The sequence below is a fragment of the Kribbella sp. NPDC004138 genome (genome assembly GCF_053603655.1).
This window is the reverse complement of sequence record NZ_JBSGFZ010000020.1, coordinates 39354-61236: the sequence shown is the minus strand read 5'-3', so window position 1 is coordinate 61236 and position 21883 is coordinate 39354. Positions and strand designations below refer to the sequence as shown.

Annotated in this window: 26 protein-coding genes; 17 read left to right on the top strand and 9 right to left on the bottom strand. The window is 68.2% G+C overall.

All coding sequences use genetic code 11. The features are described 5' to 3' along the window. The first annotated feature begins 1 nt into the window (after window position 1). On the top strand, window positions 2-178 hold the full coding sequence (locus ACWEOO_RS26760; RefSeq protein WP_355476126.1) for a DUF6104 family protein: 177 nt from the start codon (window positions 2-4) through the stop codon (window positions 176-178). A gap of 9 nt (window positions 179-187) precedes the next feature. Continuing rightward, entirely contained in the window at window positions 188-913 is a 726-nt protein-coding gene (locus ACWEOO_RS26755; protein ID WP_452145358.1) for an AAA family ATPase, read from the top strand. Here the strand turns inward: ACWEOO_RS26755 and ACWEOO_RS26750 are convergent. Beyond that, the gene (locus ACWEOO_RS26750) at window positions 910-1260 is read right to left on the bottom strand and encodes an ArsR/SmtB family transcription factor (protein WP_359925220.1); all 351 of its coding nucleotides are present in this window, start codon (window positions 1258-1260) and stop codon (window positions 910-912) included. The genes ACWEOO_RS26755 and ACWEOO_RS26750 overlap by 4 nt on opposite strands. A 114-nt stretch (window positions 1261-1374) precedes the next feature. Between ACWEOO_RS26750 and ACWEOO_RS26745 the strand changes: the two genes are divergently transcribed. After that, window positions 1375-2610 (top strand): sodium:proton exchanger, encoded by a 1236-nt coding sequence (locus ACWEOO_RS26745; RefSeq protein ID WP_452145357.1) that lies wholly within the window; start codon window positions 1375-1377, stop codon window positions 2608-2610. A gap of 23 nt (window positions 2611-2633) precedes the next feature. Then, complete coding sequence (locus tag ACWEOO_RS26740) at window positions 2634-3173, top strand: GNAT family N-acetyltransferase (protein WP_452145356.1); 540 nt, start codon at window positions 2634-2636, stop codon at window positions 3171-3173. Window positions 3174-3190: 17 nt separating this feature from the next. Here the strand turns inward: ACWEOO_RS26740 and ACWEOO_RS26735 are convergent, their stop codons facing one another. Beyond that, window positions 3191-3859 (bottom strand): hypothetical protein, encoded by a 669-nt coding sequence (locus ACWEOO_RS26735; protein ID WP_452145355.1) that lies wholly within the window; start codon window positions 3857-3859, stop codon window positions 3191-3193. A 342-nt stretch (window positions 3860-4201) separates the two neighbouring features. Between ACWEOO_RS26735 and ACWEOO_RS26730 the strand changes: the two genes are divergently transcribed. Continuing rightward, window positions 4202-4894 carry a hypothetical protein gene (locus tag ACWEOO_RS26730; protein WP_452145354.1) on the top strand — a complete coding sequence of 231 codons (693 nt, stop codon included), beginning with the start codon at window positions 4202-4204 and terminating at the stop codon, window positions 4892-4894. 276 nt (window positions 4895-5170) lie between these two features. On the opposite strand, the gene ACWEOO_RS26725 is transcribed toward ACWEOO_RS26730, so the two are convergent. From ACWEOO_RS26725 to ACWEOO_RS26710, 4 genes are all read right to left on the bottom strand, one after another. Further along, a complete protein-coding gene (locus ACWEOO_RS26725) occupies window positions 5171-5470 on the bottom strand; it encodes a WhiB family transcriptional regulator (RefSeq protein WP_363716717.1) in 300 nt (99 codons plus the stop codon). Between the two features lie 133 nt (window positions 5471-5603). After that, on the bottom strand, window positions 5604-6107 hold the full coding sequence (locus ACWEOO_RS26720; protein WP_452145353.1) for an N-acetyltransferase family protein: 504 nt from the start codon (window positions 6105-6107) through the stop codon (window positions 5604-5606). Continuing rightward, window positions 6108-7076, bottom strand: coding sequence for a zinc-binding dehydrogenase (locus ACWEOO_RS26715; RefSeq protein WP_452145352.1), 969 nt, complete (start codon window positions 7074-7076; stop codon window positions 6108-6110). A gap of 160 nt (window positions 7077-7236) precedes the next feature. Next, the gene (locus ACWEOO_RS26710; RefSeq protein WP_359925235.1) at window positions 7237-8439 is read right to left on the bottom strand and encodes an NAD(P)-dependent malic enzyme; all 1203 of its coding nucleotides are present in this window, start codon (window positions 8437-8439) and stop codon (window positions 7237-7239) included. A 204-nt stretch (window positions 8440-8643) separates the two neighbouring features. Here ACWEOO_RS26710 and ACWEOO_RS26705 point away from each other — a divergent pair, with 204 nt between their 5' ends. The 8 genes from ACWEOO_RS26705 (at window position 8644) to ACWEOO_RS26670 (ending at window position 15190) form a co-directional block, all read left to right on the top strand. Then, window positions 8644-9486, top strand: coding sequence for an ABC transporter substrate-binding protein (locus tag ACWEOO_RS26705; RefSeq protein WP_452145351.1), 843 nt, complete (start codon window positions 8644-8646; stop codon window positions 9484-9486). Then, the gene (locus ACWEOO_RS26700) at window positions 9483-10304 is read left to right on the top strand and encodes an amino acid ABC transporter permease (RefSeq protein ID WP_359925240.1); all 822 of its coding nucleotides are present in this window, start codon (window positions 9483-9485) and stop codon (window positions 10302-10304) included. The genes ACWEOO_RS26705 and ACWEOO_RS26700 overlap by 4 nt, the downstream gene beginning before the upstream one ends. Next, a complete protein-coding gene (locus tag ACWEOO_RS26695; RefSeq protein ID WP_452145350.1) occupies window positions 10305-11060 on the top strand; it encodes an amino acid ABC transporter ATP-binding protein in 756 nt (251 codons plus the stop codon). A gap of 199 nt (window positions 11061-11259) precedes the next feature. Beyond that, entirely contained in the window at window positions 11260-12165 is a 906-nt protein-coding gene (locus ACWEOO_RS26690) for an ABC transporter substrate-binding protein (protein WP_363716730.1), read from the top strand. 10 nt (window positions 12166-12175) lie between these two features. Beyond that, window positions 12176-13138, top strand: coding sequence for an amino acid ABC transporter permease (locus ACWEOO_RS26685; protein ID WP_452145349.1), 963 nt, complete (start codon window positions 12176-12178; stop codon window positions 13136-13138). A 5-nt stretch (window positions 13139-13143) separates the two neighbouring features. Then, window positions 13144-13914 (top strand): amino acid ABC transporter ATP-binding protein, encoded by a 771-nt coding sequence (locus ACWEOO_RS26680; protein WP_452145467.1) that lies wholly within the window; start codon window positions 13144-13146, stop codon window positions 13912-13914. Window positions 13915-14012: 98 nt separating this feature from the next. Further along, window positions 14013-14405, top strand: a complete 393-nt coding sequence (locus ACWEOO_RS26675) for an anti-sigma regulatory factor (protein ID WP_355698833.1) — start codon at window positions 14013-14015, stop codon at window positions 14403-14405. Further along, a complete protein-coding gene (locus tag ACWEOO_RS26670) occupies window positions 14402-15190 on the top strand; it encodes an RNA polymerase sigma factor SigF (protein ID WP_359925251.1) in 789 nt (262 codons plus the stop codon). The genes ACWEOO_RS26675 and ACWEOO_RS26670 overlap by 4 nt, the downstream gene beginning before the upstream one ends. Here the strand turns inward: ACWEOO_RS26670 and ACWEOO_RS26665 are convergent, their stop codons facing one another. Then, window positions 15191-15526 carry a hypothetical protein gene (locus ACWEOO_RS26665; protein ID WP_452145348.1) on the bottom strand — a complete coding sequence of 112 codons (336 nt, stop codon included), beginning with the start codon at window positions 15524-15526 and terminating at the stop codon, window positions 15191-15193. It abuts the gene before it with no gap. Between the two features lie 464 nt (window positions 15527-15990). On the opposite strand from ACWEOO_RS26665, the gene ACWEOO_RS26660 reads away from it, so the two are divergent. Then, window positions 15991-16242 (top strand): WhiB family transcriptional regulator, encoded by a 252-nt coding sequence (locus ACWEOO_RS26660; protein WP_130383822.1) that lies wholly within the window; start codon window positions 15991-15993, stop codon window positions 16240-16242. Between the two features lie 60 nt (window positions 16243-16302). On the opposite strand, the gene ACWEOO_RS26655 is transcribed toward ACWEOO_RS26660, so the two are convergent. Further along, window positions 16303-17781 carry a sensor histidine kinase gene (locus tag ACWEOO_RS26655; RefSeq protein WP_452145347.1) on the bottom strand — a complete coding sequence of 493 codons (1479 nt, stop codon included), beginning with the start codon at window positions 17779-17781 and terminating at the stop codon, window positions 16303-16305. A 104-nt stretch (window positions 17782-17885) separates the two neighbouring features. On the opposite strand from ACWEOO_RS26655, the gene ACWEOO_RS26650 reads away from it, so the two are divergent. Next, window positions 17886-18791, top strand: coding sequence for a DUF2785 domain-containing protein (locus tag ACWEOO_RS26650; protein ID WP_359925260.1), 906 nt, complete (start codon window positions 17886-17888; stop codon window positions 18789-18791). On the opposite strand, the gene ACWEOO_RS26645 is transcribed toward ACWEOO_RS26650, so the two are convergent. Beyond that, window positions 18788-19756, bottom strand: a complete 969-nt coding sequence (locus ACWEOO_RS26645; protein WP_452145346.1) for an endonuclease/exonuclease/phosphatase family protein — start codon at window positions 19754-19756, stop codon at window positions 18788-18790. The two genes, ACWEOO_RS26650 and ACWEOO_RS26645, sit on opposite strands and share 4 nt — an antisense overlap. Before the next feature lie 83 nt (window positions 19757-19839). Between ACWEOO_RS26645 and ACWEOO_RS26640 the strand changes: the two genes are divergently transcribed. Both ACWEOO_RS26640 and mctP read left to right on the top strand, forming a co-directional pair. Next, complete coding sequence (locus tag ACWEOO_RS26640) at window positions 19840-20127, top strand: DUF3311 domain-containing protein (RefSeq protein WP_452145345.1); 288 nt, start codon at window positions 19840-19842, stop codon at window positions 20125-20127. Further along, a complete protein-coding gene (gene mctP, locus ACWEOO_RS26635; protein ID WP_359925268.1) occupies window positions 20124-21779 on the top strand; it encodes a monocarboxylate uptake permease MctP in 1656 nt (551 codons plus the stop codon). Before ACWEOO_RS26640 ends, mctP begins: the two co-directional genes overlap by 4 nt. The last annotated feature ends 104 nt before the right edge of the window (window positions 21780-21883 follow it).

Sequence of the window (21883 nt, the reverse complement as noted above, 5' to 3'; positions counted from 1 at the left end):
CGTGTACTTCACCGACCGCGGGATCGAGGAGCTCGAGAAGCGCCGGGGCGAGGAAGAGGTCTCCCTCGCCTTCGTCGCCGAGCGGCTGCGTGAGTTCGTCGACCTGAACCCGGAGTTCGAGACGCCGATCGAGCGCTTCGCCACCTGGCTCGCCCGCCTGGACGACGAGGACGACTAACCTGAGTGGATGCCCTTCGCCACGCACCCCGTACGCCGGGTCGCGGCGGCGGAGGGCATTCGCGCGTCCGGCCGCTGGCCACACACGATTCCGGCCGTCCGGCACCTGCTGACGGACGGATTGGACCTCGACCCGGGCGTCACCTTCCTGGTCGGCGAGAACGGCGCCGGCAAGTCCACGCTGGTCGAGGCCATCGCCGTCGCCTTCGGCCTGTCCCCCGAGGGCGGCTCCACCGGCGCCCGCCTCAGCACCCGCGCCACGGAGTCGTCCCTCGCCGACGACCTCCAGGTCACCCGCGGCGTCGGCGCCAAGCGGGCGGGCTTCTTCCTGCGCGCCGAGACGATGCACGGCTTCTACACATACCTGGAGCAGAACCCGAAGACCGCCGGCCCACCGGACCCGGTCTTCCACGAGCTGAGCCACGGCGAGAGCTTCCTGACCCTCATCAACGACCGCTTCACCCGGCAGGGCTTCTACTGCCTCGACGAGCCCGAGTCCGCCCTCTCGTTCTCCAGCAGCCTCGCCGTGGTCGGCGTACTGCAACGCCTGGCCGAGTCCGGCTCGCAAGTCTTGTGCGCGACGCATTCACCGGTGATCGCAGCCCTGCCGGGCGCGACCATCCTCGAGGTGGGCGAGTGGGGCATCCGGCGTACGACGTGGTCCGACCTGGAACTCGTACAGAACTGGAAGGCGTACCTACAGGCACCGGAGCGTTACCTTCGGCACGTGCTCTAGTCCGTGTGCGGCGGCCGGGTGCGACGTGGTGGGTCAGGGGCCAAGGTGCCGTCGGGGGCGATGTGTTCGAAGATCTGGTCGACCAGGTTCAGGACGTGCGGGTCGTCGACGGTGTAGATGTGCCGACGGCCCTCGCGGCGGGCGGTGATGATGCCCGCCAGGCGGAGCTTGCCGAGGTGCTGGCTGGCGGTGGCGATACTGACGCCGACCCGGTCCGCCAGGGTGCCGACGTCGTACTCCCCTTGGGCGGCCAGCGACACCAGGTGCAGCCGGACCGGAGCGGAGAGCATGGCGAAGGTGCCCGCGGCGGATTCGAGCTGCGCCTTCGTCGGTTCAGGGTTCGTCATCGCGCTGTCATTGTGACCGCTGGACCGGTCTCCGGGCAGTCCGGCGTGCCGTGGTGACGACGGTCTCATACTTTCGCAATTGCGAAAGTATCGAAACTACGGCAAGCTGGAACCATGTTCCGAGCCGCCCGCCCTGTGCTGTTGCTGCTCGCGGTGGCGATCCCCGCGGTCGTCCTGCGGCTCACCGGCACCCATCCCCCGGCACTGGCCTCGATGCTGATCTTCGGTCTCGCCGTGGTCGCCGCCTCGTTCGTGCTGGCCTGGGCCGCGGAGGCGGCGGAGATGGACATCTCGGGCGGTCTGGCGATCGCTCTGCTCGCGGTCATCGCGGTCCTCCCGGAGTACGCGGTGGACCTGTACTTCGCGCACACCGCGGGCACCAACCCGGACTACGTGCAGTACGCCGCCGCCAACATGACCGGCTCGAACCGGTTGCTGCTCGGCCTCGGCTGGTCCAGCGTCGTCCTGATCAGCCTGTACGTCGCTTCGCGGCGCAGCGGGCGCTCGGTCAAGGCTCTCGTCCTCGAGACCGGGTACCGGCGTGAGCTGGGCTTCCTCGCAGTCGCCGGTGTGGTCGCGTTCGTGATCCCGGTGACCGGTGAGATCCATCTGGTGCTCGGGCTGCTGCTGCTCGCGTTCTTCGCCTATTACCTGTTCCGGGCGGCGACGTCGGAGCACGACGACGAGCCGGACCTGATCGGGCCGGCGGCGACGATCGGGGCACTGCCCACGACCACGCGACGGATCGTGGTGGCGAGCATGTTCGTGGTGTCGGCCGGGGTGATTCTCGCCGCGGCCGAGCCGTTCGCGGACTCGCTGGTCGCGGGCGGGCAGGCGCTCGGCATCGACCAGTTCCTGCTGGTCCAGTGGCTGGCGCCGCTGGCGTCCGAGGCGCCGGAGTTCATCGTCGCGCTGCTGTTCGCGTGGCGCGGCAAGGGCGCCGCGGCGCTGGGGCTGCTGATCTCCGCCAAGGTGAACCAGTGGACGCTGCTGATCGGGAGCCTGCCGATCGCGTACGGGCTCGGTGGCGGCGGCCCCGCGCTGCACCTCGACGGGCGGCAGATCGAGGAGTTCCTGCTGACCGCCACGCAGACCCTGCTCGGCATCGCGATCCTGCTGAGCCTGCGCTTCCCCCGCTGGGCGGCGTGGACGTTGCTCGGGCTGTTCGCGGTCCAGTTCGCCGTACCCGGTCAGAGCGGGCGCTACGTGATCTGCGCGGTCTACCTGGTGCTCGCGATCGGCGCGGCCGTCCACAACCGGGACCACCTGGTGCGGACGATCATGGCCCCGTTCCGCAGCACCGAGGAGCTCGCCGCGGCCGAGCGCGCCGACGAACTCGTCAAGGTCTGAGCCTGCTTTGTTAGCGTGCACCGGTGGAACCACTGGAGCACGTGCCCTGGCCGCCTGAGCCGATCAAGACCGAGCGGCTCGTGCTGCGCGAGCCGGAGGCTCGGGATCGTACGGCGTTCATCGAGTTGCTCGCGTCGCCGGAAGTGAACGCGTACGTCGGCGGCCCCCGCCCGCGCGCCGAACTCGAGCGCGAACTGCCCGACGTGCCGCAGCGCTGGCCCGGCAGTTTCGTCGTCGAACTCGACGGGGCGATGATCGGCTGGATCCTGCTCAGGAGAGCCACCACCCACCGCCGGCCGGCCGCCACGGGCAAGGCCGATCTCGGCTACCTGTTCCTGCCGCAGGCTTGGGGATTCGGGTACGCCGCCGAGGCCTGCGCGGCCGCGCTCGGCTGGCTCGACGGCGTACTTCCCGGCGAGCCGGTGGTGCTAACCACGCAGACCGCCAACGTCGCCTCGATGCGCCTCGCCGCGAAACTCGGTTTCGCCGAGATGGAGCGCTTCGAGGCATGGAATGCCGATCAATGGCTCGGCCTACGCGTCAGCGCCGTCGCAAGAGGCTGAGCCTGCTCGCGACGCCGTCAGCTGTCAATGCCAACGCCATCGACGACCGGGACGAAGCCGTCGGGCCAGACCTGATAGGCGACCGGGAAGTCGCGCCGCCAGCCCACGTTGTCGGTGAACGTGACCTCGGTGAAGTCGTTGCCGGTGATCACGTTGCGCCTCCCTTGGCCCCGGGAGTCTTCCTTCAGACCAGTCCCGCCCCACACGCAGCCGTTCATGCGTCCGACGAACCTGCAGTCGATGAGGTCGGCGTCATAGCCGAAGTGGCCCTCCCATCGGCAGTTGACGAACGTGCAGTTCTCGAAGCGGCCTGCACCGGTGTCGAAACCGCCGAGGATCTTGAACCGGACGCGCTCGAAGGTGCAGTCCCGGTAGACGGCCGGTCTGTTCGCGAACGAGCCTTGGGCCGCAACGCCGTACTCGTTCAACACGGGCCGGACGCGCTGTCGGAAGTGGCAGTTGTCAAACTCGGACCACTCGACCACAAGACTGATGTCATTGAGCCACAGTTCGACCCCTGAAACGGCCGCCTGGAAGAAGTGCACGCCGCGAAGCCCACCACGGGGTGCGATCGCGTCCAGATCGATCGACGTCACCGGTCCTGAGACAAGCATGTCGGCCGGCGCGACGTCCCGGGCCTGACCGGGCGGTGACTGTCCGCGCCACCACCCGGGGTTGCTGTTCATGGAGACATCATCTCGGCATCTCATCGACAGCGCTCCATCTCTTGGCGCTCCCGTCCGCCCTGCTCCGGAGATCCTGTCGCCGTGATCGCGTGGTGTGCCGTGGCAGACCACCTGGCCGAAGCCCTCGACGTCCAGGGTCACGAGATGTGGGAGGTCGGCCAGCAGCGCGACGTACTCGGATGGCAGTTGCTGTGCGAAGGCTGGTAGTGGCGGCCGGAGACAGACGCTGTAGCGTTGCGCGCAGCTTTGAACTGGGTCTGCCGGTCCGAGTCCGACGGGGCCTATCAATGTGGATCCTCGGCTGCTGGTTGTGGCGGTGGGACGCTATCTGGGGAGGCTCGGGTGCCTGAGCGGTTTGTGGGTCAGTTGGCTACGGCCGGAGTCCTGTGTGTCGCGCTGGTTGCCTGTTCCGGTGAGGAGCGCGCAGAGCCGACGCCAACGCCGCAGTCGACTGTTTCTGGTTCGGCTGCGGACAAAGCCGCTGTGGCGCAGGCGTTCTCCTCCTATCGTCAGGCCCTGCTGGCGAAGGACGGCAAGATGGTGGCGGCTTCGCTGACGGCGGAGAGCCTCGAGTATTTCGCAGCGATCAGGAAGCTGGCCTTGACCGCACCAGAGACGTATCTCAGGCGAGCCAGGATGAGTGACCAACTGGCCGTGATCTTCCTGCGGACGACGGTCCCGAAAGAGAGCATCCGGAGTTGGTCGACGACTCAGTTGGCTACTCATGCGGTGCGGCGAGGGCAACTCGATGCCGCGGCCGTGGAGCGTTTGTCCGCGGGTACGATCGAGGTCTCCGGCGACATCGGCACAATATCTATGAAGCTGGACGGCAAGGAGAGCCCGCTCTCCTTCACCTTCTACCGAGAAGGCGGACGGTGGAAATTCCGCTTGATACCGCTGCTGGAGGCAGCCGAAAGCGCCCTCCGGGCTCGCGTTCAGGAGCAACACATCACCGAACGCCGCATGGTTGACGAGTCCCTGGCTGCGACCCTATCCCCCGAAGATATCCGCGCCGCATGGCTCCCGATCGGCTGACACCTTCGAACGCCGTACTGACTATTGGTCCGGCCAGGACTGTGGCAGTGGCAGACCGCGGTAGCCGTTGGGCAGCGCCTGGGTTGCCCGGCCCAGCCGTTGCTGGGCCCACACCGCGACGGCCAGTGGCCCTGAGGGGTTGACCCCTCAGATGGCCGGTTGGCGCCTCGCATGCCGGGATGACAACCGGCCAGCTCAGGGGTCAACCCCTCAATTGGTCCGGCTCAGCTCATGCCCGGGGCGACGCGTCAGGAACCGATCGTTTCGGGAGAGGCGCTAGCTCGCCTGCTGTTCGGTGATGATCGTGGGGCGGCTGCGGCGTTCCTGAGGGCCGGGGCGGCCGCGGCGGCGGCCGGAGAGGAACTTCTCGCCGGCGGCGGTGCCGGTGAACTTCGTCCGGCGGGCCCATTCCCGGCATTCGTCGATCACCGGGCACGACGTCAGGCAGAGCGCCTGCGCCTTGCGCTGCTCCCACTGGCTGGCGTTCTCGTCGTACGACGGCGCCTGTCCGACACACGCGGCCTTCGTCATCCAGTTGTCGGCCGGGTCAACGATCACCGTCAAAGTAGGCCTCATGGGCTCCCCTGCTCCTCATCGATCGGGCGGATCGGTAGGAACAGAGTGACCCCGGCGCATTGCCTCGGTGCGACGCGAATGTTTCAGCCGTGAAACGTCATCCGCTTTTGGTGTCACAACGGTGCCGGTGGCACTAACGGCGTACCAGTCGGATCTCGTGGAGGTCGAAGTACGGGTCGTGCTTGCCGGTGCCGTCCGGCTCGAAGCCGTGGCGCTGGTAGAACGTCCGGGCCTGCTCGTTGCCCTCGAAGACCCAGAGGAACGCCGGCTGCTTGCCCACGGCAACGTCGAGCAGCCGGCCGCCGAGTCCGGTCCGCCAGAACGCCCGCCGGGTGTAGATCGCCTCCAGCTCGAACGGCAGCGGCGCGTCGTCGTCGCGCCCCGGACCGGTACCGATGAACCCGGCCACACGGTCCTGGATCGGCGCGGCGGGATCCGGGTTGAGGGCGATCCAGCGATCGGCGCCGTCAGCGAGCCGGGTCGACCAGCGCTCGATCCGGCGTTCGATGTCCGAGGTGCGCTCGAGCAGCAGATCGGCCGGCACGAGACCGGCGTACGCCTCCCGCCAGCACAACAGATGGCACCACGCGCCGGCCTCGGCGTCGTCGACCGTGGCCGGCCTGATCTCGGGTTGCACTCAGACAGTAAAGACGATCTTGCCGAACACGTCGCCCGCGTTCATCTTCTCGAAGCCGGTGCGCGCCTCGGCGAGCGGCAGGACCGAGTCGATGTGCGGGGCGATCCCGGCGTTCGCCATGAACTGCACCAGCTCGGCCAGCTCGGTCCGGGTCCCCATCGTGGAGCCCTGCACCCGCAACTGCAGGAAGAAGATCCGGTTCAGCTCGGCCGACTTCGGCGCCTGACCGCTCGTCGCGCCGGAGATCACCAGCGTGCCGCCCTGCTTCAGCGACTTCAGCGAGTGCGACCAGGTGGCTTGCCCGACCGTCTCCATCACGGCGTCGACCCGCTCCGGCAGCCGCGCCCCGGACTCGAACGCGTCGTGCGCGCCGATCTCCAGCGCCTTCGCCCGCTTGGCCTCGTCCCGGCTGGTCGCCCAGACCCGGATCCCCGCGGCTCGCGCCAGCGTGATCAGCGCGGTCGCGACACCACCGCCGGCGCCCTGCACGAGCACCGTGTCGCCGGGCTTCAGACCCGACTGCGTGAACAGCATCCGGTACGCCGTCAGCCAGGCCGTCGGCAGGCATGCGGCCTGCTCGAAGCTCATCCCGGCCGGCTTCGGTACGACGTTGCGCGCAGGTACGGCGACCTTCTGGGCGAGGGTTCCCTGGTACCGCTCACTGAGCAGCGACCGCTTCGGGTCGAGCGTCTCGTCGCCCTTCCACGCCGGGTCCGAGACCACCGCATGGACGACAACCTCGTTCCCGTCCGGGTCCACCCCCGCCGCGTCGCATCCGAGGATCATCGGCAGACTCTGCTCAGCCAGCCCGACCCCCTTCAGCGACCACAGGTCGTGATGGTTGAGCGCGGTCGCCTTGACGTCGATGGTCACCCACCCCTCAGGCACGGTCGGCTCAGGCCGCTCCCCCACCTCCAAGGCGGCAGTCGGGTTCTCAGCATCGAACTTGGCGGCATAAGCAGCAAGCATGCGAACCACCTTAGGCGCTGGTCCCCCCACCGTCAGTGTCCGACCTCACCACGCCGCCGCCCCCACCGCATTTGCCTGGCCGGCCAGGGAGCTTGGGGGTTTGTCACCCAGAACCAGGGTGACAAACCCCCAACGGCGCTGGTGGACCAGGGAAATTGGGTCAGGCCGGGCGGGCTACTCCGTCGGTGTGGGCGGCGGATGCGACTGCTTCGGCTACGGCGGGGGCTACTCGGGGGTCGAAGGGGGACGGGATGATGTAGTCGGGGCGTACGTCTTCCGGAGAGATCAGGGCTGCCAAGGCGTCGGCGGCGGCGAGTTTCATGCCTTCGGTGATGCGGGACGCGTTGGCGTCGAAGGCGCCGCGGAAGATGCCGGGGAAGGCCAGGACGTTGTTGATCTGGTTGGGGAAGTCGGAGCGGCCGGTGGCGACGACGGCGGCGTGGCGGTGGGCGATGTCGGGGTGGACCTCGGGGTTCGGGTTCGCCAGGGCGAAGATCATCGCGTCGTCGGCCATTTGAGCGACGGCCTCCTCGGGGACCGTGCCGCCGGAGACGCCGAGGAAGAGGTCCGCGCCGACGAGCGCGTCGACCAGCCGGCCGGACAGGCCGCCGGTGTTGGTGTCCCGGGCGAGCGACAGCTTCACCGGGTTCAGGTCGGGGCGGTCCTCGTGCAGGACACCCTTGCTGTCCACGACGGCGAGATCGCCCACGCCCGCCTGCAGCAGGATCCGCGCACACGCGACCCCGGCCGCACCCGCACCCGAGATCACGACCCGGATGTCCGAGATCGACTTCCCCGTGACCCGCAAGGCGTTGCGCAGCGCCGCGAGGACGACGACCGCCGTACCGTGCTGGTCGTCGTGGAAGACCGGGATGTCGAGCCGCTCCTTCAGCCTGCGCTCGATCTCGAAGCAGCGCGGCGCGGAGATGTCCTCGAGGTTGATCCCGCCGAACGTCGGCGCCATCCGCGCGACCGTCTCGACGAACTCGTCCACGTCGGTGCAGTCCAGCGCGATCGGCACCGAGTCGACGCCGCCGAACTCCTTGAACAGCAGCGCCTTGCCCTCCATCACCGGCAGCGACGCGGCCGGGCCGATGTCGCCGAGGCCGAGGACGGCAGTGCCGTCGGTGACGACCGCGACGACGTTGGACTTCCACGTGTACCGCCGGACCAGCGACGGGTCTTCGGCGATCGCGGTGCAGACCCGGGCGACGCCGGGGGTGTACGCCTTCGAGAGGTCGTCGGCGTCCCGGACGTGCACCGAGGACGTGACCTCGATCTTGCCGCCGCGATGCAGTTCGAAGACGGCGTCGCCGGCGTGGGGATCAGTGGGAACGGACGACTCAACAGGTTGGGCGACCATGCGGGGACCCTTCAAGGAATCTCGAGCGGAATTTGTGATGGTGGGCGTTCGATGAGGGTGCGTCGAACGGCGCCGTTGCCAGGGGGTCACCCGTCGGCAACGAGTAAACCACATGCCTCACTGGTCTGCTGTGAGAGGCCCCACATCCTCCCGACGTGTGCCAGGATGCCGGGGATTCACAACCCCTGTCGAGGAGATTTCGCGATGAACATCGTCCCCACTCTCCGCAAGCGCCGGGTGCAGGCAGTCGCCTCGGCCGCCGTGCTCGCGCTCACACTGGCCGCCTGTGGCGGCGGCTCGGACGGCGGCGGAGGTTCCGAGGACAAGGCCAAGGCGGCCGGCATCACGCTGGTCAAGCCCGGCAAGCTGACCATCTGCACGCACCTGCCGTACAAGCCCTTCCAGTACAAGGACGGCACCAAGGTCGTCGGCTTCGACGTGGACCTGCTCGACCTGGTCGCCAAGGATCTCGGCCTGGAGCAGGAGGTCGTCAACATCGAGTGGGCCCAGGTCACCTCGGGCGCCGCGTTCCAGGCGAAGAAGTGCGACATGGGCATGGGCGCGATGACGATCACCAAGGAGCGCCAGGCCGCGATCAGCATCACCGAGCCGTACATGGACGCCACCCAGGTGCTGATGACCAAGAAGGACTCCGGCATCAAGTCGCTGGCGGACCTGCGGGGCAAGAAGCTCGGCGCGCAGGCCGACACCACCGGCAAGAAGTACGCCGACGACAACGCGGCGGCCAACGGGTACACGGTGATCCCGTTCAACGACCTCGCGCTGCAGGAGAACAACGTGAAGTCCGGCCGGGTCGACGCCGCGATCAACGACAACGGCGTGCTGTACGACTTCGTCAAGGAGAACCCGGACATGGCGGTCGTCGCCGAGTTCAACACCGGCGAGCAGTACGGGTTCGGCGCGCTCAAGGACGGCAGCGGCCCGAAGCTGGTGACCAAGTTCAACGAACTGCTGACCAAGGCAAAGTCGGACGGCAAGTACAACGAGATCTACAAGAAGTGGTTCGGGGTTGAGCCGACGAAGTGAGCACATCGACGCAAGACGTTGAGCGGAAGGGGCTGAGCCCGCGGCAGCGGGCCCAGCGCTCCCGCTGGATCCAGTACGCCGTGCTCGTCGTCCTGGTCCTGGTCGCCGCGTTCAGCGCGAATTGGGGCCAGATCGTCAGCGTGTTCTTCAAGCCCGAGTTCATCAAGTCGACGTTCCAGGACGGTGTCCTCCAGGCGCTGGTGAAGACGCTCGAGTACACCGCCGGCGCGTTCGTGATCGGGCTCGCGGGCGGCACGCTGCTGGCGCTGATGAAGCTCAGCCAGGTCGGCCCGTACCGGTGGATCGCGACGGCGTACATCGAGTTCTTCCGCGGCCTGCCCGCGATCGTGGTGTTCATCGCGTTCAGCCTGCTGCCGCTGGCGTTTCCGGGGATGACGATCCCCTGGGACCCGTACGGCGTGGTGTGGCTGGCGCTCGGCATCGTGGCCTCGGCGTACATGGCCGAGGTGATCCGGGCCGGCATCCAGGCGGTACCGAAGGGACAGGTCGAGGCGGCCCGGTCGCTCGGCATGCCGGCCGGGCTGGCGATGCGCAAGATCGTGCTGCCGCAGGCGTTCCGGATCGTGCTCCCGCCGCTGACCAACGACCTGATCCTGCTGGTCAAGGACTCCTCGCTGGTGTTCATGATCGGCGTCGCCGCGGACGGGTACGAGCTGACCGGCTTCGGCCGCGACCTGGCCAACACGTACTCGAACCTGACGCCGATCGTGGTCTGCGGGTTCTGCTACCTGCTCATCACCCTGCCGCTGGGCATCCTGGCCCGCCGGCTCGAGGCACGAACGGCGAGGACGCGCTAAATGGCACTGGTAGAGATCAAGAACCTCCACAAGTCCTTCGGCAGCAACCACGTCCTGCGCGGGATCGACTTCACCGTCGAGCAGGGCGAGGTGGTGTGCGTGATCGGCCCGTCCGGGTCCGGCAAGTCCACGCTGCTGCGCTGCGTGAACCTGCTGGAGGCCCCGCAGGAGGGGCAGGTGATCGTCCGCGGCGAGGACATCACCGATCCGGACTGTCACCTGGACGCGGCCCGGCAGCAGATCGGCATGGTGTTCCAGCAGTTCAACCTGTTCCCGCACCTGTCCGCGCTGGCCAACTGCACCGTTGCCCAGCGCACCGTTCTGAAGCGGTCCGCGGAGGAGGCCGGCAAGGTCGCCCGCGCGAACCTGGAGCGGGTCGGGCTGAGCGAGAAGATCGACGCGTACCCGGCGCAGTTGTCCGGCGGCCAGCAGCAGCGGGTCGCGATCGCCCGCGCGCTGTCGATGGACCCGGCGCTGATGCTGTTCGACGAGCCGACGTCGGCCCTCGACCCGGAGCTCGTCGGCGACGTGCTCACGGTGATGCGCAAACTCGCGCTCGACGGGATGACGATGCTCGTCGTCACCCACGAGATGGCGTTCGCGCGCGAGGTGGCGGACCGGGTGGTGTTCATGGACGGCGGCGTGATCGTCGAGCAGGGCCCGCCCGCGGACGTGATCGGCGACCCCAAGGAGGAGCGGACCCGCACGTTCCTGCGCCGGGTGCTCGACCCGACGCACGTCGAGCCGACCCAGTAGCCGCCGTACCGCTGCAGTACAACCGCCGTACGTCGTGACGCTGTGTGTCCGGGTGGTCGACGGACCGCAGCGGAACGACGGTGCCCAAGCTACGAATAGGTCTCTGTTCGGGGTTCCTCCGTGCGCTGTCCGCGGGTCGCTGTGTCAAGATGCGGACACATGGCACCGGGCCGACCGGTGCCCGGTTTTGGAGGACTAGATGTCTGTCCTGCGGAGGGCGCTGGTGCTGTCCGGCGTCCTGGTTCTCGCGGCCGCCGGGTGCGGCTCGAACTCTCTCGGAGGTGGCTCGTCCACCTCTCCCACGACGAGCGCCCCCTCCAGCGCCCCGTCGAGCGGCGGACCGGACCTCAGCGGCTCGTTGCCGGCCAAGATCAAGTCGGCCGGCAAGATCGTCGTCGGCGTCGACGCCAGCTACCCGCCGAACGAGTTCCTGCAGGGCGGCAAGACCGTGGTCGGGATGGACGTCGACCTGTTCAACGCCGTCGCGCAGAAGTTCGGCGTCACGGTCGAGTGGCAGCCCGCCGGGTTCGACACCATCATCACCGGTGTCCAGGGCGGCAAGTACGACGTCGGCGTCTCGTCGTTCACGATCAACGACAAGCGCAAGCAGCAGGTCAACATGGTCAGCTACTTCAACGCCGGCACCCTGTGGGCGACCGCGAAGGGCAACCCGAAGGGCATCAAGGCCGACGACGCGTGCGGCAAGACCGTCGCGGTGCAGAAGGGTACGACGCAGCTCGAGGACGACATGCCGAAGCGGCAGGCCGCGTGCAAGGCGGCCGGCAAGCCCGAGATCAAGCTGGTCGTTCGCGAGAAGCAGGACCAGGCGACCGCGGACCTGGTGGCCGGCAAGGCGGACGCGATGCTCGCCGACTCCCCGGTCGTGCTGTACGCGATCAAGCAGACCAACGGCCAGCTCGAGCAGCTCGGCGACATCTACGACGCCGCGCCGTACGGCTATGTGGTCCCGAAGAGCGAGACCGCGTTCGCGCAGGCCATCACCGAGGCGCTGAAGTCGCTCGACAGCGAGGGCACGTACAAGAGCACGCTGCAGAAGTGGAACAACGACTCGGGCGCCATCACCGACTTCGCCGTCAACCCGTGAGCTGACCGTCATGAGTACCGAAACTGAAGCCCGGCCGCAGGATGCTCCCGAGCGGCCGGGCGCGATCGAGGCGGTACCGGTCCGGCATCCGGGCCGCTGGGTCGCGATCGCGGTGATCGCGGTGCTGGTCGCGATGCTGGTGCACCTGCTGGTCACCAACAAGGCGTTCGACTGGAGTTTCGTCTTCGAGGCGATGAACCAGCAGCCGGTGATCAACGGGTTCCTCAAGGGCACGCTGCTGGTCACCGCGCTGTCGATGATCGTCGGGGTCGGCGGCGGTGTGGTGCTGGCCGTGATGCGGCTGAGCGACAACCCGATCCTGTCCGGTGTGGCCTGGGTGTTCACCTGGTTCTTCCGGAGCATCCCGCGGTACATCCTGCTGTTCACGATGGGCACGCTGGGGATCTTGTTCCCGCAGGGCATCCAGTTCGGGATCCCGTTCGACTGGAAGATCATCGACTGGCTCGGGATGTCCGGCGACTGGCGGTTCTTCAGCCTGGACGCCAACCAGGTGTTCACCGGGATCGTTGCCGGTGTCATCGGTCTCGGGTTGTCCGAGGCGGCCTACATGGCCGAGATCGCCCGGGCCGGCATCCTCAGCGTCGACAAGGGCCAGGCCGAGGCCGCGGAGGCGCTCGGGATGAGCAACGGCAAGGTGATGCGCCGGGTGGTGCTGCCGCAGGCGATGCGGGTGATCGTGCCGCCGACCGGCAACGAGACCATCGCGATGCTGAAGGACACCTCGCTGCTGCTCGCGGTTCCGGTGATCGGCGAGCTGTTCTACCAGCTGCAGTCGATCGGCAGCACGTTCTACAAGACGTTCCCGATCGCGGTCGCCGCGACGCTGTTCTACCTGGCCGCGACCAGCGTGCTGATGGTCGGGCAGTACTTCCTCGAGCGGCACTTCGGTCGCGGATTCGGGACCGGCAAGGCACCGCGAGCCGCGCGGCCGGCCGGGGCAGGAGGCGCCTGATGCCACTGGTGCACGCGGTCAACGTGACCAAGTCCTTCCACCACAACGAGGTCCTGAAAGGCATCGATCTGGATGTCGATCGCGGGCAGGTGGTGTGTCTGCTCGGCCCGTCCGGCTCCGGCAAGACGACCTTCCTGCGCTGCATCAACCAGCTCGAGACGATCGACGGCGGCCGGATCTGGGTCGACGACGAGCTGATGGGGTACACCGACCGCGACGGGAAGCTGTACCGCCTGAAGAACAAGGAGATCGCGGCCCAGCGGCGGGAGATCGGGATGGTCTTCCAGCGGTTCAACCTGTTCCCGCACAAGACCGCGCTGCAGAACATCGTCGAGGCGCCCACGCAGGTCAAGGGCGAATCGAAGAAGACGGCCCGTGAGCGGGCGATGAAACTGCTCGACCGGGTCGGTCTCGCGGACCGGTGCAACGCCTACCCGTCCCAGCTGTCGGGCGGCCAGCAGCAGCGGGTCGCGATCGCCCGGGCGCTGGCGATGCAGCCGAAACTGATGCTGTTCGACGAGCCGACGTCGGCGCTCGACCCCGAGCTGGTCGGTGAGGTGCTCGCGGTGATGCGGGAGCTCGCCCTGGACGGGATGACGATGATCGTGGTGACCCACGAGATGTCGTTCGCCCGCGACGTCGCCGACACGGTCGTGTTCATGGACGGCGGCGTCGTGGTCGAGGCCGGCTCGCCCAAGGACGTGATCGGGAACCCGCAGCACTCCCGCACGCAGGCCTTCCTGTCCCGGCTGCGCTCGGAGCACGACCACCCGTAGCAGAATTTTATCGCCCCGGGTCGGCCCCGCCCGCCGTGCGTCGAACGCGTTGAGGTTGGATGATGTACGGCGTGGGAGGTCGATCCGAGGGAGACGATGTGAGCAGCACGGGACGAGCCGCCGAGGTCCGCCTGAGTATCCCGGCGGACGGCGCCTACATCGCGGTGCCCCGGTCGGTGGTCGGCAACCTCGCGGCCCGCAACGACTTCACGCTGGACGCGATCGACGACCTGCGGATCGCCGTCGACGAGGCCTGCTCGCTGCTGCTGCCGCAGTCGGCCGACGGGGTCTTGGAGTGCGTGTTCGAGATCGCGCCGCCGCAGCTGACGGTGCGGACGAGCGCCGTCGTACCGAACGGCTGGCGCCCGGACACCACCTCGTTCGGCTGGACCGTGCTGACCGCCCTGGTGGAGTCGGCCGCCGCCGAGACCGTCGAGGGCCGGCTGACCATCACCGTGACGGCCACCGCGACCGCGACGGAGACCGCGTGACAGACGAGCACCTGGGCGAGTCCCAGGACTCCCCTGATCTGCGTACCCGGACTGCCGCACTGTTCCAGCAGATGGCGTCCGGCCGTCGCGATCCGGCGTCCGCAGCAGCCCGCGAGGGCCTGGTCGCGCTGCACATGCCGCTGGTGGAGCACCTGGCGCGCCGGTTCCGCAACCGCGGCGAGCCCTACGACGACCTCGTCCAGGTGGCCACGATCGGCCTGATCAAGGCGATCGACCGGTTCGACTCCGACCGCGGCGTCGAGTTCTCGACGTACGCGACGCCGACGATCCTGGGCGAGATCAAGCGCTACTTCCGGGACAAGGGCTGGGCGATCCGGGTGCCGCGGCGGCTGCAGGAGCTGCGGCTGTCGCTGACCGCGGCGACCGCCGAGCTGACGCAGGAGCTCGGCCGGGCCCCGACGGTGGCGGAGTTGTCGGAGCGCCTGGGGTTGTCGCCGGATCTGGTGATCGAGGGCCTGGAGTCCGCGAACGCTTACAACACGCTGTCCCTGGACGCTCCCGATCAGAACGAGACCGACGCGACGACGGTGCTGGACGGCCTCGGCGGCGAGGACGAGGCGCTGGAGAGCGTGGAGTACCGGGAGTCGCTGAAGCCGCTGCTGGCGCAGTTGGACACCCGGGAGAAGCGGATCCTCACGCTGCGGTTCTTCCGCGGGATGACGCAGTCGCAGATCGCCGAGGAGATCGGGATCTCGCAGATGCACGTCTCCCGGCTGCTCGCCCGGACCCTCACCGAGCTGCGCACCGGCCTGCTGAAGGAGTAGCTACAGGACCGGGTGGTCGTTGGACCCACCACCGGTCAGGGCGTCGGTGGAGACCTTCTGGAAAACGCAGACCAGAACCGTGAGGGCCAGGACGGCGAGCGCGCCGGCGATCGCCTGGGCGCCGCCGTTCCAGACGCTGTACGCGATCAGGAGCTGGATCAGCTGCGTGAACACCGTCGGCCCGCGGCTCCACCGTGCCGCCCGCCAGAGGCCACGCGCGGCGACCAGAACGAGCGCCACGCCGTACACCAGGAAGAAGCCGGCAGTGGTCAGTCCGAGCACCAGCCGGGAGCTGTGAATCGTCAAGGCTTCGGCAATTCCGAGAACGATGAGCACGAGCCCTTCCACAGCGACCACTGCCGCGGCTAATTTGAGCGGTCTCGGGACTGCGGCAGCTGGGGAGTCGGTCGGCACTTCGCCAGCTTAGTGCCCGGTGTCCGGGTGGGTCCGTGAACCTCGGCCCTACAGGGATTTGAGGTTGTGCGTAACCAAAAGAAGGTTGCAGCGGTTACTTGCAGTGAACGGGTGCTTGCGGAAGGGCCGCTCCGTCCGATTACCGGATGGAGAGAACCGCCGTGTGCCAGTTCGAAGTGTTAAGGAAGCGTTGTGATCGGATCGACAACTCCATAACCCTTGTTTCGATCCCCCAAGATTGGGAACATGGTCTCGTTCGTGAAAGCGTTCACAACAAGACGCGGCACCGACCCCCGTGCGTCACGAACCGACGAGTACAGCACCGCTGATTGGGCACAGACCTACCCGTCAGCCTACGTCAACTACTGAGAGAGATGGGATCCGCCATGGATTGGCGCCACCGGGCCGTATGCCTCGACGAGGACCCGGAACTGTTCTTCCCCATCGGCAACACCGGGCCCGCGATCATGCAGATCGAAGAGGCCAAGCAGGTGTGCCGACGCTGCGACGTGCGTGAGCAGTGCCTCGCGTGGGCGCTGGAAGCCGGCCAGGACCACGGTGTCTGGGGCGGCCTGAGCGAGGACGAGCGTCGTGCGCTGAAGCGCCGCAACGCCCGTCAACGCATCCGCACCGCCTGAGCAAGTCCTCCTTCGAGGCCCCGCGGAAAGTACCGCGGGGCCTTTGTGTTTCCCCGGCCGTCAGTCCTTCACCGGGATGTCCAGGGTGACCTGGGTGCCGGGACGGCCGTCGTGGCGGTTGCCGAACTCCAGGGTGCCGTCGAGTTCACCGAGAACCAGCGTGCGGACGATGGACAGGCCCAGATTGCCGGACAGTTCGGAGTCGAAGTTCGTCGGCAGGCCCTTGCCGTCGTCGATCACGTCGACGTGCAGCCGGCCGACCGAGCGCTCGGCGGTGAGCTCGATCGTCCCGCTCGTCTCGGCCCCGTCCCGGGCGCCGAAGGCGTGCTCGACCGAGTTCTGCATCAGTTCGGTCAGCACCATCGCCAGCGGGGTCGCGATCTCCGAGTCGAGGACGCCGAACGATCCGCTGCGCCGGGTCTCCACGGCGGTCGCGACCGTCGACACGTCCGCGACCATCGCGCCGACCCGGTCGGCGACGTCGTCGAAGTCCACGTGCTCGTCGAAGGACTCCGACAGCGTCTCGTGCACGATCGCGATCGACCCGACCCGCCGGACCGCCTCGGCGAGCGCGGCCTGCCCTTCCGGGACGGTGATCCTCCGGGCCTGCATCCGGAGTAACGCCGCGACCGTCTGCAAGTTGTTCTTGACGCGATGATGAATCTCCCGGATGGTCGCCTCCTTGGTGACCAGCTCCCGCTCCCGGCTCCGCAGCTCTGTGACGTCGCGGAGCAGGATCAGCGCCCCGACGTGCTGGCCGTCGGCCCGCAGCGGGATCGCGCGCAGGAACAGCGTGGCGTCGGAGTTCTCGATCTCGATCTCCTTGGCCGCGCGCCCGGTGACCACCGACGCGAGCACGTCGTCGACCTTGTGCCCGGACTGCAGCAGCTCGGCGGTCACGTCCTTGAGCCGCGAGCCGACCAGATCGGTGACGAGTCCCATCCGGCGGTACGCGGACAACGCATTGGGGCTCGCGAACGTCACCATCCCGTGCCGATCGACCCGGATGCAGCCGTCACCGACGCGTGGCGTGGTGGACAGCAGCCGTTCCCCGCCGTACGGGAAGATGCCGTCGGTGATCATCCGGGCCAGGTCCGTCGCGCTCTGCAGGTACGCGATCTCCAGCCGGGACGGCGTCCGGACACCGAGCAGGTTGGTGTTCCGCGCGATCACCGCGATCACCCGGGAGCCGCGGCGGACCGGGATCGTCTCGACCCGGACCGGTACGTCGTCGCGCCATTCCGGATCGCCCTCGCGACAGATCCGGCCGCCGTCGTACGCCTGGTCCAGCAGGTGCCGGCGGCCGCGCGGGATGAAGCTGCCGACGATGTCGTCGAGGTACGCCGTGGGGCCGGTCGTCGGCCGCATCTGCGCCCCGGCCCAGAACCCCAGCCCCTCGGTGTCGGGCAACCAGAGCACCAGGTCGGCGAACGACAGGTCGGCCAGCATCTGCCAGTCCGAGACGAGCAGCTGCAGGCGGTCCAGGTCGGCCTGGTCGAGCGTGGTGTGGTTGCGCGCCACATCGGTCAAAGACGGCACGCTCCGATGCTACCGAGGGCTTGTACCAGCTCCCGTGGTGGTCCGCTCGACAAGTGGGCGTGTGCGGGTGTTGATTGATCAGCTACAGATGAAAGGATGCTCGGGTGGAGTCGACGTACTGGCAGGACGTGATGGCCGCGGACTACGCGGTACCGCACGACCGTACGCTGACCGAACTCACCGAGGAGCTCGTCCGCGGGCTGGCCAGCACCAACCCGCAGGTCCGGGACGCGCTCGCCTACCCGACGCTCGCCACCTGGCTCGAGCGCGGGGTGTACGACGATCTGCTGCCGGGCTTCGGTGACGGCCTCTGCGCCGGACTGAACTACGGCCTGGGTGAGGACGGCACCGACACGGTCTTCCGGCGCTCGTTCACCGCGCTGACGCTGGCGGAGGTGATCCACCGCGACAACGCCGAGTTCCTGGTGCACGACGAGGTGGTGATGCGCTGGGGCGACCGGCTGGCGACCTGGCTGCTGCGCGAGCGCGACCTGCGCGGGTACGTCGAGGACTGCGGCTGGGCGCACGCGGTCGCGCACGGCGCCGACGCGATCGGCGCGCTGGCCCGGTCCCGGCACTGCGACACCGGCGTCCTGCGGGCGCTGCTCGACGTCCTCGCGGACCGGATCGTCAAGGACACGCCGTACCGCTGGGTGCACGAGGAGCACGACCGGGTCGCGCACGCGGTGATGACGGTCCTGCACCGGAACATGCTGACCAGCGACGAGCTCGAGCGCTGGCTGAAGCCGATCGCGGCGACCGCGGCCCAGCAGCCGTTGATGCACGAGACGCTGCCCGAGTGGCCGACGCCGAACGTGTTCAACGCCCGCGGCGTCCTGCACGTCCTGCTCAGCCAGCTCGCGATCGGGGTGAAGGGCTTCCCGATCCCGGGCGACGACGAGTTGTTCGGCCGGCCGATCGAGGCCCGGGCGGATCTGCTACTGATGCTGACCGAGGCGGTGCAGGCCTCCCAGCCGTACATCTACCGGCCGGCTACGAATCCGTCCTAGCCCGCTACCGCGGCCGTCGCGACCACGGCCCGGTGGTCGGTCCCCTGGATCGGGTACGTCGAGAACTCGCCGGGCTGGAACTGTCGCGACACCACAACGTGGTCGATCTGCGTCCGCAGCAGCGCCGGCTGGTCGGCCGGCCAAGTGCCGCGCAACCCGCCGCCGACAGTCGGCCCGACACTGCGGCAGTAGCCGCCCAGCGCCTGCCGGAAGTCCGCGTGGTCGAGGGTCGCGTTGAAGTCGCCCGCGACGACCGTCGGCGGGTCCTGCGCGCACCACCGGCGGACGGTCTGCAGATCCTTCTTCCAGGTCGTCACCGCGTCCGGCAACGGCGGGTACCCGTGATAGGCGATCAGCCGGATCGGGCCGAGGTCGCGGCCGGTGACGACGACGTTGCCGAAAGTAGTGCCGCCCTCCGATCCGAACGTGACGGCGCCGAGCGACGACGCGACCAGCACGCTCGTCGCGCTCTCGACCGCGCTGCTCGGCTGGGCCGTGAACCCCTTGTACTGCTGGTCCTGCAGCTGCGCCCGGATCTCCTCCCGGACATCGACCTGGGCCTCCGGCAACGACACCAAGTCCGGCTTGTGGTCCCGGATCAGCTGCGCCACGTCCGCAGCGCGGGCCCCGCCGCCGAGCACGTTGGCGACCATGATCGTCAGCACCCGGGCCCCGGCCGGCGCCGGACGCGCATCCGACAGTCGCCGCGGCGCGGTCAGCCCGGCACCGACCAGCGCCAGGACTGCGACCAGCGCGGCGGCGATCCGCCACCCCCGCCGTACCAGCATGAGCAGCGACAGCACCAGCACGACGACCAGACCTTGCGGACGGAACGCGGCGAGCTGGGCGAACGGCGTCACCTCGTCCAGCCCGAACAGCTCCGGATACAGCGGCACGGCAACGACGACGAGGAACAGTACGGACAGCACGACGCGCCGTACGAACCATGCCTTTTCGTTATCCATGCACCAACCTGATGGTCTAGTGGCCGGTCCGACCGGACGGTAGCGTGCTCCGTTGCGCCTGTTTGTGTCCCGAGGAGGTTGCAGTGTCCCGATTGTCCGCGGTCAGACCCGCGTACTGGATCTCCGGCGTACTTCTGACGGCAGCGGTCGTCCTACCGCTGCTCGTACCGACGTACGCCAAGCCAGACCCGCACCTGTGGGGTTTCCCCTTCTTCTTCTGGTACCAGCTGATGTGGGTGTTCCTGTCCGCGATCCTGGTCAGCATCAGCTACCGGCTGATCCGCACCGAGGAGAAAAAGCGGCGGGCGGCCCAGGGGCTTGGTGACCCTGAGGCCAAGGACGCCGCCGGCGCGAAGGAGGGCGACCAGTGAACACCGATGTCAACTGGGTGCAGCTGATCATCGTCATCCTGATCTTCGGCGCCGTCACGGTGATGGGCTTCATGGCGTCCCGGTGGCGCAGCGCCGGCCACCTCGACAACCTCGACGAGTGGGGTCTGGGCGGGCGCGGCTTCGGCACGTTCATCACCTGGTTCCTGCTGGGTGGCGACCTCTACACGGCGTACACGTTCATCGCGGTGCCCGCCGCCATGTACGCGACCGGCGCGATCAGCGGCTTCTTCGCGGTGCCGTACACGATCGTCGCTTACCCGATCGTCTTCGTCTTCATGGCCCGGCTGTGGTCGGTCTCGCACCGGCACGGGTACGTCACGCCGGCCGACTTCGTCGGCGGCCGCTACGGCAGCAAGGCGCTGTCGCTGGCCGTGGCCGTGACGGGCATCCTGGCCACGATGCCGTACATCGCGCTGCAGCTGGTCGGTATGCAGGCGGTGTTCGAGACGATGGGCCTCGGCGGCAACAACACGCTCGCCAAGGACCTGCCGCTGCTGATCGCCTTCGCGGTGCTGGCGGCGTACACGTACTCCTCCGGTTTGCGGGCGCCGGCGATGATCGCGTTCGTCAAGGACATCCTGATCTACCTGGTGATCCTGGTCGCGATCTTCTACCTGCCGCACGTGCTCGGCGGCTGGGACTCGATCTTCGGTGCGGCGCAGGAGAAGCTGGCCAAGCCGAACCCGGCGACCGGCAAGCCGACCGGGGCGTTCATCCCGGGTGAGGCGGGCTACGTGTCCTACTGGACGCTGGCGCTCGGCTCCGCGATGGCGCTGTTCATGTACCCGCACTCGGTGACGGCGGTGCTGTCGACCAAGACCCGCAACGTCGTACGGCGCAACGCCACGCTGCTCCCGGCGTACTCGCTGCTGCTGGGTCTGCTCGCCCTGCTCGGCTTCATGGCGATCAAGGCGAACGTGAACATCAAGGGCCTGGACGGCCTGGCGAACCCGCAGCTGGCGATCCCGCGGCTGTTCGACCAGGAGTTCCCGGCCTGGTTCGCCGGGATCGCGTTCGCGGCGATCGCGGTCGGCGCGTTGGTGCCGGCGGCAATCATGTCGATCGCGGCGGCCAACCTGTTCACCCGCAACATCTACCGCGACTTCATCAAGCCGTCGGCCACCCCGGCGCAGGAGGCGAAGGTCTCCAAGCTGGCGTCGCTGCTGGTGAAGGTCGGCGCGCTGGTGTTCGTGCTCGGGATGGACAAGACGGTCGCGCTGAACCTGCAGCTGCTCGGCGGTATCTGGATCCTGCAGACGTTCCCCGCGATCGTGGTCGGTCTGTACACCCGCTGGTTCCACCGGTACGCGCTGCTGGCCGGCTGGGCGGTCGCGATGCTGTACGGCACGATCACGGCGTACAACGTGGTGAACCCGGCGACGAAGAAGCACTTCGGCGGTTCGCTGGCGAACATCCCGGGCACCACCACCCCGGCGTACATCGCGCTGATCGCGTTCGTGCTGAACGTGGTCGTCGTGGTCGTGCTGACGCTCGTCTTCCGGGCCCTGAAGGTGCCGGACGGCAAGGACAGCACGCACGCGAGCGACTTCACGGCGGACCGCGGCGACCCGGGGGTGCACGACCTGCCGGAGATCATCGACGAGGGCGGAGCGGCCACCGCGAAGTCCTGAAGTCCACCGAGGGCGGCCCGGGTTTCCGGGCCGCCCTCACCTTTTGCAGTTAAGTCGACACGCTGCGGGGTCAGCTTGCCCGGTTTCGGGCCGCTGATTCGGCA